Origin of the sequence: Psychrobacter sp. T6-5, assembly GCF_052258485.2 — a bacterium.
Classification (GTDB): Bacteria; Pseudomonadota; Gammaproteobacteria; order Pseudomonadales; family Moraxellaceae; genus Psychrobacter.
The window spans coordinates 2404843-2416751 of sequence record NZ_JBQQEY020000001.1; the positions used below are offsets into that span (position 1 = coordinate 2404843).

Genomic DNA, 11909 nt, shown 5'->3' on the forward strand with positions numbered 1-11909 from the left:
TTTTTTCATAATTATTTACTGTGTTGATACTATGCCATCTTCTTTTATGACCAAAACTATGTCTGACCCTGTTCAATTGATCTATGCTGGTGGTACCTTTGGTAGCTATGGCAAGCCGCTGGCGCCTTTATCGGCAGACGTCTTTTTACCTACGCTACAAAAGCTACTGACTGAGCAAAGCAATACGACTGGTTCACCAGCAATTTCATGGCTAGACAACACGCTGATCAAAGACAGCAGCCAGCTTAAGCCAGTTGATTTTGTACATTTTTATCAGCTATTACTGAATGCTTACGGTCAAGGTGATAGACGCTTTGTACTGATTAGTGGCACTGACACGTTGAGTTATTTAGGTGCATTTTTAGCAGAAGCTTTTGCCGGTAGCGATATTTGTATTGTGGTCACTGGAAGTATGCGGCCGTTATTAGATAGTGAAGTGATTCACTACTACGATATCGATGCTCATAGCGATGCTTGGGGCAACCTTAACGACTCATTGAAGCTAGCTGCGGCTGGTGAATCAGGTGTCAAGATTAATTTTGGCGGCGAATCGTGGCCTGCGCAAACCGTGCAAAAAATTCACAGTCATGACCTTATGGCATTTACTGGGCACTCTCGAGCAGCATATCCAGCCAATAGTTATATAAAAAATCTATCAGATACCCGTAGGCAGCATTGGCTGGATGATCAACAAGACTTACTACCCAATATCAAAGCAAGCGCTGAGCAGGCCAAGATCCATGCTTTATACTGCTTACCTAATGATGTTCAGGTGCTCAATGATCAACTACAAGCGTTATTATCACAGCCGCCTTGTGGCATTATCCTATTAGGATTTGGTGCGGGGAATATCTCCTATTCAGCTGCACTAGCAAAGACTCTTGATTTGGTTCACGAGCATGGACACATCGTGATATCTGCCAGTCAATGTCCGTTTGGCGGTGTGAGCGACAGCTACGCGGCGGGCAGTTGGCAATATGACTATCACGTTATTGCTGGTGGACGCTTAACCATTCCTGCTATTTATGCACGGCTGTTATGGTTGCTACTGCGCTATGACAGTCCAGCAAGACGCCGACAGCGCTGGTTGAATAATGTCAGTCAGCCTGGCACAAGCATCAAAAAGCGATAAATGCTCCTTGATTAATTCCAACTTTATAAGCTTAGAAACCAAAATGTCTAAGATTGAAACTATCGAACCTGAACGTTCACCAACTTATACTTTAGCGATTGCGATTGAGTTTTTGGGTACGCACTATCATGGTTGGCAGCGGCAACGAGAAGTGCTGGGTGTACAAGAAGCACTAGAAACCGCTATCGGTAAGGTCGCCAATGAATCCGTCGAAGTCATCGCTGCTGGGCGTACTGATGCCAGTGTCCATGCCAGCAATATGATTGCTCATTTTACCACTCGTGCGTATCGCCCTACTCATAACTGGTTACGCGGTGTCAATAGCCTATTGCCTGACGATATTGCCCTACGCTGGATTCAGCCAATGCCAGCTGATTTCCATGCGCGTTTTGGTGCGATTGCCCGTCGTTATCGTTATATCACACTCAATCAAGCGCAGCGCCCTGCGATACTCAATCATCAGGTTACCCATATCTATGAGCCTTTAGACCTAGCAGCGATGCAAAAGGCAGCTGCCGATATCGTTGGTACTCACAACTTTAACAGCTACCGTGCGGCAGCCTGTCAGTCCAATCAGCCAGTACGTACCGTCAGCCATGCCGACCTTTTCGCTCATGGTCAGTTTATTGTGTTCGATATACAAGCAGATGGATTTTTGCATCACATGGTTCGTAACTTGATGGGTACGCTATACGCGATTGGCAGACATGAGCTAGAACCAGCAGACTTTTTGAACATCTTGAGCAAAGAGGATCGGACAATTGCGCCGCCTACGGCCTCAGGGGATGGTTTGTACTTCATTAATGCCTATTATCCTGAGCATTTCCAGCGTTTATTGCCGCAGGCACCGCTCACACCGATTTGGTTAAACTTACCTGACTAAATCAATGTAAATTGGCATACATATCACTTACATGCTGTCAAGTCAAAACCAGGTTCTGTATTGCTTTAATCTGCTAACTTACGTATAATATGGGCTTATTTTTAATTGATTGATACAAATTATGGCAAAAGACGATATTATCGAATTTGAAGGCGAAGTCATTGATACCCTTCCTAACACTTTGTTTAAAGTTCGTTTAGAAAACGGACACGAAATCATTGCACACATCTCAGGTAAGATGCGTAAGCATTATATTCGTATCTTGACAGGTGATAAAGTTAAGGTTGAAATGACCCCTTACGACCTATCTAAAGGTCGTATTACTTACCGTGGTAAAAACTAAATACTCGCCAATTTATATGGTTATGAAAGTATTTATAAAAATACAGCCAATAGTCGAATAGCTATTTTATCGCTGATAGCTGATATAGACGCTTGAGTGGTTTAACTGATAATAATAATGAAAACGCTAATCTGCTCATTATTGCCTATCACTGTTTTAGTTATTTAGTATTTGCTGTTTGTTTTACCATAAAAAATACCGCTAAGTTTCAGCGGTATTTTTTTGTCTGCGTTTTATGAAATAATTAAACGATGAGTTATTTGAACTCGACAGTGGCATCGTTCTTGATAACACCTAGCAGACTCAGTGCGTCCCAGTTAGTAAGGCGAACACAACCTGCTGATGCTTGACGACTGATACGTTCAGGATCGGGTGAGCCATGAATGCCATACGATGGTTTGCTAAGGCCAATCCATACCACACCAACAGGATTATTAGGGCCTGGCGGGATAATAGATTTTTTGCCATTATCGCTAGTATAGGTGTAGTTTGGCTCGTGAATTTTGACTTTGACCTTATGCGTACCCGTTGGTGAAGGTGTCGCTGTGCTACCTACCGTGGTTGGGTAACTGGCAACCAGATTGTTACTGTCATCGTATGCATATAAGGTTTGCGTGTCTTTATCAGCGACCACTCGGCTCACTGGTGTTGTATTAGGGTTGCCAGGGTTATAGACGATGATGGTTTCGCCACTCTTGAAATTGGCATTGGGGTTAAGCGATTTAAGATAGTCACGACTGATATGAAATTTTTCGCCCAAGGCTTCAAGGACGCTTTCATAATACATACCATCTAGCTTGGCTTTGGCTTCAGCACTAGCAGGAATTTGGGTAGTTTTGACATTCACATCAGCGTCTGTCAGCTGATAACTGACTAATACAGGCTGTGAAGTAAGCGTGGAATTCTTAGTCAATGCTTTCCACGTCTCTTCATTGACCGCTTCGGTTACTGGTAATCCTTGGGCCTTCTGAAAAGCCTGCATGGCTTTGCGCGTGTTCTTGCCCCAATAGCCATCCACCGCACCCACACCACTATGATTCCAGTTCAGTAGCGCTTGTAATTTGGTACCAACATTACGATCAATCTTGGTATCAGCTTTCCATGTTGCTTCATTTACCTTTTTAGCAGTTTCTGATAAATTTTCTGTACTATATTCAATTTTGGTTAATAATTTATTTAGCGAATTTGCGGCTTTGCTATTACCATCTATTTGCTGACTAACACCATTGGTGACTGGACTGATGTCGTTACTATCAGTCGCCGTGCTGTCCATCGTATCAGCATCCATATTTTGACCACTAGTTTGGTTACTAGTAGATTGGTTGCTAGTAGATTGGTTGCTACTAGTACTCATCTCTGCTTCGGTGCCTGCATTGTTATTATTATCTGTTGTAGTGTCTGTCATACCACTGTTAGACGACTTGCTCTCATTAGCCGCTTGTGCACTATTTTCAGTACTATTAGCATTGCTGCTACAACCCACTAATAATGCAGACGCTGTTCCCATCGCTATAACAAGGCTGCCAATCTTAAGTAGTTGAGACATAAAAAAACTCCCTAAATAATTACCATATATCAAAAAATATCGAAAAATTTATTATAGAAATATATTGCCATAGCCCCACCACTATTCCCTAACAGCTTTATGTTAATAACTGACTCTTCCTACTGTGCATTTGTTAATAGGGTGAACAAACACACTGATCCGTTTACAATAAGGCATGACTCAATACCATATAACAGAAAAAACCCATAAACTGCTCAGCAGTTTATGGGTATAAAATGAACGAGATTAGACTGTGAAAACTACATAAAAATGGTCTGCACTAGATTAGCTAATTTATACCAGTTTAGCCAATACCGCTTGCCCCATCTCTTGGCAGCCCACTTGCTTGAGTCCAGCTTCACTGCTGTCTAAAATATCAAGCGTACGCAAGCCATCATCAAGCACATCACTCACTGCTTGCTCGATCGCTTGTGCGGCTTCTTCTTGCTTAAAGGTATAACGCAGCATCATAGCGACAGACAAAATAGTCGCCAATGGATTGGCTTTATCTTGCCCAGCGATATCAGGCGCGGAACCATGACATGGCTCATACATACCTTTGCCCGACTCATCCAAGCTCGCTGATGGCAACATACCAATAGAACCGGTCAGCATTGCCGCTTCATCAGATAAGATATCACCAAACATATTGCCTGTTACCATGACATCAAACTGCTTAGGATCTTTGATCAACTGCATACAAGCATTGTCAGCATACATGTGCGATAACGCCACATCGCTATACTCTGCTTGCTGCATCTGAATCATTGTTTGCTTCCACAGCTCAGTCACTTCTAAGACGTTGGCTTTGTCTACTGAACATACTTTGGCCGCTGTACCTGCAGCTTGGGTGCGCGTTTTTGCTAACTCAAAAGCAACTTTACCGATACGCTGAATCTCACTGGTGCTATACACCATCGTGTTATAGCCTTGCTGCTCACCATTTTCTAGTGTGCGAATACCACGTGGCTCACCAAAATAAATGCCACCCGTCAGTTCGCGAACAATCAGCAAATCTAAACCAGATATAATTTCAGGCTTGATACTTGACGCATTGGCTAGCTGCGGATAAAGCTTTGCCACACGTAAATTGGCAAACAAACCCAGCTCACCACGGATTTTAAGCAGACCACGCTCAGGGCGCTTACTACGCTCAATCGCATCCCATTTAGGGCCGCCGACAGCGCCTAATAATACAGCATCTGCTGCACGTGCACGCGCTAACGTTTCATCAGGTAAAGGCTCACCTGTGGCATCAATAGCCACACCACCGATCAATCCAGACTCTAATGTCAAATCAAGTGAAAACTTCTCATTGACGGCCTTGAGCACGTCGATGGCTTGAGTCATGATTTCAGGGCCAATACCATCGCCCGCTAATGTTAAAATCGTTGCCATACTAATCCTTTTGGATATATTTTTATCAATTAATTTTTATTACGCTGTCGTCTTTTTAGGTTTAGATGCTGACGTTACTGCTTTGACCATGCCTGTCTCTACAAACTCACCTTGGTGCTCAGACCCTAACTGTTTACAGAATCGGCGCTGCACCTTATTACCTTGTAATAGATCAATACATAGAGGCTCAGGTGACGCTGTATCCAATAAACTGCCAGATTTTTCACTACTTTTCTTTTGATAAGCACGTAACTCGTAAGTACCTGCGTCCGCAAAATCATGAATCATCGCAAAACGCTCAACGTATCCCATGTTATTCTCTGGATAAAAATTGACATGGACTTCACGTTTTGCAGGCATCACCCGTGCATAATAGTTGGTCAACCCTGGCATACCAGATGCGGCTAATGGCACTATCTTTATAGAGTTTTTACTCATGAGCGGTGTCATCTCTATGCCCATTTGGGGCGTTGCAGCGCCTTTATAACTTGGTAAAGACGCTACAATCTGAGGATTAACTGGCTCATGATTGTCAGGAGACACAATCAGTGTCTTATCTATTTGCACGATTTCACAGTGGTAAGTACCCACGCACGCGATGTTCACTTCGCCAGCAATGGGTTGAATCTTACCTACCCACGCTTTCGCACTTTCTGCCTCATCTATTTTTTGATAGCCCGTCAATAGCTGGCAGCCTGACAAAAATAAGCTTGCAGCAACAATCGTACTTGTCGATAGAGCATAACGTTTTTTATTCATAATGGCGGCTACTATTCATAAGAGAGATAATAAAGTATGGTAAAAACTACCCTTCATTTTAGCCAGTTCACCGCCATAACTCAACGCTGCGTTGCGACTGGCCAGCAGTTTTGTGAGCAAGGGATCATAAAATCCTTACCTAAGCGCGTACATCGTTAAAGATCCACGGCGTTTTTTGCATCATTTTATGCTCATAGTCTTTGATAGCATCGCTTTGCTGCAAGGTTAAACCGATATCATCCAGTCCATTTAACAAGCAATGTTTGCGAAAAGCATCCACTTCAAAAGCATACTCTTCACCTGTCGGCGTGATAACTACCTGACGCTCAAGATCTGCCGTCAGCTCATAGCCTTCATTGGCAACAGTCGCCTTCATTAAGGTATCCACAATCGCTTCATCTAGTACAATCGGTAACATGCCATTTTTAAAGCAGTTATTGTAAAAGATATCCGCAAAACTTGGTGCGATAACCGTACGAAAGCCATACTCAGAAAGCGCCCAAGGTGCATGCTCACGACTAGAACCGCAGCCAAAGTTTCTACGTGCCAGCAATATAGTAGCACCTTGATAACGGGGTTTATTCAATACAAAGTCTGGATTAATAACGCGTGTGCTGTTGTCTTGGCCCGGATATCCTTCATCAAGATAGCGCCAATCATCAAATAAATTCACGCCAAAGCCTGTACGTTTAATAGACTTCAAAAACTGCTTTGCGATAATTTGATCGGTATCGACGTTTGCACGATCAAGTGGGCAAACGATACCGGTTTGGGTGTTATAAGCTTGCATAAAATTTCCTATCAATTATATTTTTGCTGGCTGATGATCTTGATAAGCGTATTAAACAGTAAATAAATTTTTACCATTTCGACACCATGCTCATATATTTATCGTTGATATAAGCATTATGTCAGCTACTTATTATCAGTCTTAAAACGTACGAACGTCTACAAAATGACCTGCCAACGCTGCTGCAGCTGCCATTGCTGGACTGACCAAATGCGTACGACCACCATTGCCCTGACGACCTTCAAAGTTACGATTAGAGGTCGATGCACAATGCTCTTGCGGCTCAAGTTTGTCAGCATTCATGGCAAGACACATTGAGCAACCCGGCTCACGCCATTCAAAACCTGCTTCGGTAAACAAAGCATCTAAACCTTCAGCCTCTGCTTGTAGTTTTACTTGTCCAGAGCCTGCAACAACGATGGCCTCTTTGATATTATCAGCCACTTTGCGTCCTTTAATAACTGCTGCAGCGTCACGCAAATCTTCGATACGCGAGTTGGTGCATGAGCCAATAAATATACGATCAAGCTGAATGTCCGTGATTTTCTGACCAGCTTCTAAGCCCATATAGGTATAAGCGCGTAACCAACCCTCTTCCTGCGCTTCATCAATGGCTTGGTCAGGTGTTGGTACCGATTGCGTGATATCAACGACCATCTCAGGCGAGGTGCCCCAAGATACTTGCGGTGCTATTTGGCTACCATCTATCTCAACCACTGTATCAAATACTGCGTCATCATCTGAATACAATGTACGCCAGTAGGCTTCAGCTTGTGGCCACTGTGACTCGTTTGGCGCGTACGGACGACCTTTGACATAATCTATAGTCGTATCATCAACAGCCACCATCCCCACGCGAGCACCAGCCTCAATTGCCATGTTACAGACGGTCATACGACCTTCCATACTCATGTCTTCAAACACTTGACCTGCAAATTCAATCGCGTGTCCTGTACCACCTGCCGTACCGATCTTCGCGATAATGGCCAGCACGACGTCTTTTGAGGTCACACCCGCACCAAGTTGACCAGTAACGCGGATTTGCATATTTTTTGATTTCTTTTGGATCAAGCACTGCGTTGCCAATACGTGCTCAACTTCAGAAGTGCCGATACCATGTGCCAAGCAACCAAGTGCACCATGTGTCGCTGTGTGCGAATCACCGCAAACAACCGTCATGCCTGGCAGTACAAGACCTTGCTCAGGACCAACGACATGCAAAATCCCTTGACGCGCATCGTTGATTGTAAATTCTGCGATATCAAATTTAGTGCAGTTCTCGTCCAATGTGACAACCTGCAGACGTGATACCTTATCTTTAATACCAGGGACACCTGCTGAGCGCTCTTTGGTGACTGTTGGCACATTATGGTCAGGACTGGCAATATTGGCAGACAGACGCCATGGCGCTCTATTGGCAAGCTCCAATCCTTCAAACGCTTGTGGACTCGTCACTTCATGCAACAGATGGCGATCGATGTAAATTAAGCTCGAACCGTCGTCACGCTTGGTGACTTCGTGAGCATTCCAAAGTTTGTCATATAAAGTTTGACCGGCCATGATGCTATCCTTTATTAATTACTACTGACTTGATTTTCGCCTGCTCACCTGTTGGTAAGCTAAGGTTCTGTTTGTTCAATTAACTATTAGATTTATCTATAATGTTGTATTCAACTGCATGATAGCTCTTTATTATTTGTGTAAGAGCATCACTTTGCAATAATTTCTACCTAATCAATGATATTGAAATATATATTCTGTAATTGCTATATTTTGTGTAGTATAAATATTATTCATTGATAATTTTAGATTTGTGGCTGTAATTAACGCTTAAAACACGCTTGAGACTGCAAATAATCAACTTAAAAGAATAAATATGTGACAATACGCCTTGATGTCTTGTGATTATAGCAGGCAAATCCTATAATAATAATTGATGATTTTTAACCAGATGCAAACTTTTATTTCTAATACGTTATAATTGGCTCAGCCCACTTTTATTTATAGCTCACAAAGTAGCTAAGGAAATCCGTTTGAACACCACAAACTTGACGACATTCGTTACCGTTATGCACACTGGCAGTATTTCAGGTGCCGCAGAAAAGCTGTTCATCACTCAGCCTGCCGTCAGTAAGCGCATCAAAAACTTAGAAGATGAGTTTAACATTACTTTATTTGATACTGTAGGCCGCGGGATTGTGCCCACGCAGGCCGCCAGTGAGATGTTGCCGCATGCAAAGCGTTGGCTAGAAGATTATGAGAACTTCAAGATTAACTTGCAGCATTCTCAGCATATCGTCTCTGGCAAGCTCGTGATTGGCACAAGCCATCATATTGGTTTGCATCATCTAGCACCCGTGCTTAAACATTTTATTCAGACTTATCCCGCTGTTCAGTTAGAAGTTCATTTTGTCGATTCAGAAAAAGCACACAAAGCCGTATTAGATGGTGATTTATCGTTGGCGTTTGTCACGCTACCCCCTGTATACGATAAACGTCTGACCTATCACACGCTTTGGTCAGATCCACTTTATTTTATGACGGGTACTTTGTCACCTTTGGCAACCAAGTCTAATGTCACTTTAGAGCAGTTAGCACGCTATCCTGCTATTTTACCTTCTGCCAATACCTTTACCAGTCAGATTACTTTGGCTGAGTTTGCTAAGCATAACCTAAAACCTTATGCCACGATGAGTACCAATCCGCTTGAATCCATTCGAATGCTAGTTTCTGTTGGACTGGGTTGGTCAGTACTTCCGCAAACTATGGTCAGTCAAGATCTGGAACGTATCGATATGGCAGACAACATTGAGTTACAACGTTATTTAGGCGTGGTTATCAATCCGAAGCTAACACAATCTAGTAGCGTAACCGCCCTACTCGATTTACTGGCGCCTATTGAATAAAAACATCCTAATATAACAATTTAAGTATTTAAGCTATTCGCATTTGTGACTCTCATACGTTATAATATGCTTGACGTTGTTTTAATAACAAAAATTTACCACAAGGACACTGATAGTCATATATTGAATACTTCTAGTAAGATATGATAGTTAGCAGTAGGTTTAATGGTTTCACTGATTGGTTATGTAGGTTGCTAATACTCATATATAAATAGCAGATGCGAGCAACAACAGTCTATAAATGGAATGCGAGGTTCCCATTGTTCTCTATCTCTATATGAGTGCTAGCCATATAACGACATCAATCATATAAAACTACAGAAGATACTGAAAAAGCCATTATGTCTTAATTAATGGCTTTTTTTGTCTTTAAATATTTTTTGAGACATCTTGTTTGAGGCATCGTCTTGTAGGACAGAACTTTTATAGTTAAAAAATAATTAAAGCCAACGATGTTGGTTAAGGATAACTTATATGAACGGAGTTTCTAGTGGCGTGCTTATATCACTTGGCGCCTATTTTTTAGTGATGATTGGGATTGGTGTTTACGCTTATTTTAAGCAAGCCAATGATACCGAGGGTTATCTTTTAGGAGGACGTAATCTAGGTCCAGCAGTTACTGCACTTTCCGCAGGCGCGTCGGACATGTCAGGTTGGTTGCTACTCGGACTACCAGGCTATATGTATGCAGATGGTGTGGTGAGTATTTGGATCGCACTTGGTTTGACCCTTGGTGCCTTCTTAAACTATATCATCGTAGCACCGCGTCTTCGTGTTTATACTGAAGTCGCTGATAATGCTATTACTTTACCTGACTATTTTGCCAATCGCTTCGAAGATAAATCGCATATGCTGCGTGTAATCTCTGCTTTGGTTATCATTTTATTCTTTACAGTCTACACAGCGGCAAGTCTCGTAGGCGGTGGTAAGCTTTTTGAAAGCTCACTTAACCTATCTTACACCACAGGGCTTTGGGTGACTGCTGGCGTCGTTGTCGGTTACACACTATTCGGTGGTTTCTTAGCAGTATCGATGACTGACTTTGTTCAGGGTATCATCATGCTGTTTGCGATGGTCATTGTACCTGTCGTTGCCTTTACGGATCTTGGCGGTGTTTCAGCCACGACTGAAGCTGTTAGAAACATTGATCCAAGCCTATTAAATATTACTAGTGGTATGAGTGTCATCGGTATCATTTCGCTTATGGCATGGGGTTTAGGATATTTTGGTCAGCCACATATTATTGTACGTTTTATGGCAATCCGCTCAGTCAAAGATGTGCCTACTGCACGTAATATCGGTATGAGTTGGATGATTGTCAGTCTTATTGGTGCGCTAATGACTGGTTTTGCTGGTCGTGCTTATGTACAAAAGACTGCTATGACGTTAGACGATCCTGAGACTATCTTCTTGGTATTCACTCAGTTCTTATTCCACCCGCTGGTTTCAGGTTTCCTATTAGCAGCGATTTTAGCAGCTATTATGAGTACCATCTCATCTCAGCTATTGGTAGTATCAAGCTCACTAACCAAAGACGTTTACAAACTGTTCTTTGACAGAGATGCCCCAGAAGCTCGTCAAGTATTAGTTGGTCGTATTTCGGTTGTGGCCGTTGCTCTCGCCGCTATTATGCTAGCCGCTAATCCAGACAGCTCAGTTTTAGATTTAGTTTCTAATGCTTGGGCAGGATTCGGTGCAGCATTTGGACCGTTGGTTATCTTCAGTCTCACATGGCGCGGCATGAACCGTAATGGTGCTGTAGCTGGTATGGTTGTTGGTGCATTGACTGTGATCTTATGGATTTATGGTCCATTCCAGATGAATGGTATGGCACTTAACAGCTGGTTGTTTGCTATCGTTCCAGGCTTTATCTTAAGTACTATCGCTATCTTTGCAGTAAGTATCATGACTGGTGGCCCAAGAGAAACGGTATCTGCTAAGTACAGAGAGATGGAATTGAATCTAAACAAATAAGTTTATACAGTAACTTTACCTTATTACTATAAAAAAACCTCGCCACTAATGGCGAGGTTTTTTATTGGTAGCTATTAATTATGATCTAAGTAGCTACTATTATAAGTAGGAAGGCTGCTCTAACCTTCTATTATGAGTATCTACTCTTAATAGAATAGCTATGTACTATTGCTAAATG

10 protein-coding genes are annotated in these 11909 nt (G+C 42.5%); 5 read left to right on the forward strand and 5 right to left on the reverse strand.

Annotation, left to right across the window (positions count from 1 at the left end):
- Window positions 1-58: 58 nt before the first annotated feature.
- The 3 genes from ACTXGK_RS24880 (at window position 59) to infA (ending at window position 2358) form a co-directional block, all read left to right on the forward strand.
- The gene (locus tag ACTXGK_RS24880) at window positions 59-1132 is read left to right on the forward strand and encodes an asparaginase (protein WP_443515094.1); all 1074 of its coding nucleotides are present in this window, start codon (window positions 59-61) and stop codon (window positions 1130-1132) included.
- A gap of 43 nt (window positions 1133-1175) precedes the next feature.
- Window positions 1176-2015, forward strand: a complete 840-nt coding sequence (gene truA / locus ACTXGK_RS24885; protein ID WP_443515092.1) for a tRNA pseudouridine(38-40) synthase TruA — start codon at window positions 1176-1178, stop codon at window positions 2013-2015.
- A 121-nt stretch (window positions 2016-2136) separates the two neighbouring features.
- A complete protein-coding gene (infA, locus tag ACTXGK_RS24890; RefSeq protein WP_021814850.1) occupies window positions 2137-2358 on the forward strand; it encodes a translation initiation factor IF-1 in 222 nt (73 codons plus the stop codon).
- 256 nt (window positions 2359-2614) lie between these two features.
- Here infA and ACTXGK_RS24895 read toward each other — a convergent pair whose 3' ends face one another.
- From ACTXGK_RS24895 to leuC, 5 genes are all read right to left on the reverse strand, one after another.
- Entirely contained in the window at window positions 2615-3904 is a 1290-nt protein-coding gene (locus ACTXGK_RS24895; protein ID WP_443515090.1) for a L,D-transpeptidase family protein, read from the reverse strand.
- Between the two features lie 294 nt (window positions 3905-4198).
- Entirely contained in the window at window positions 4199-5302 is a 1104-nt protein-coding gene (gene leuB / locus ACTXGK_RS24900; protein ID WP_443515088.1) for a 3-isopropylmalate dehydrogenase, read from the reverse strand.
- Between the two features lie 39 nt (window positions 5303-5341).
- Window positions 5342-6061, reverse strand: coding sequence for a hypothetical protein (locus ACTXGK_RS24905; RefSeq protein ID WP_443515086.1), 720 nt, complete (start codon window positions 6059-6061; stop codon window positions 5342-5344).
- 139 nt (window positions 6062-6200) lie between these two features.
- Entirely contained in the window at window positions 6201-6851 is a 651-nt protein-coding gene (gene leuD / locus ACTXGK_RS24910) for a 3-isopropylmalate dehydratase small subunit (RefSeq protein WP_201599633.1), read from the reverse strand.
- A gap of 141 nt (window positions 6852-6992) precedes the next feature.
- On the reverse strand, window positions 6993-8411 hold the full coding sequence (leuC, locus tag ACTXGK_RS24915; RefSeq protein ID WP_186474764.1) for a 3-isopropylmalate dehydratase large subunit: 1419 nt from the start codon (window positions 8409-8411) through the stop codon (window positions 6993-6995).
- A 473-nt stretch (window positions 8412-8884) separates the two neighbouring features.
- Between leuC and ACTXGK_RS24920 the strand changes: the two genes are divergently transcribed.
- On the forward strand, window positions 8885-9757 hold the full coding sequence (locus tag ACTXGK_RS24920) for a LysR family transcriptional regulator (protein ID WP_058023799.1): 873 nt from the start codon (window positions 8885-8887) through the stop codon (window positions 9755-9757).
- Window positions 9758-10231: 474 nt separating this feature from the next.
- Window positions 10232-11731, forward strand: coding sequence for a sodium/proline symporter PutP (gene putP / locus ACTXGK_RS24925; protein WP_443515083.1), 1500 nt, complete (start codon window positions 10232-10234; stop codon window positions 11729-11731).
- The last annotated feature ends 178 nt before the right edge of the window (window positions 11732-11909 follow it).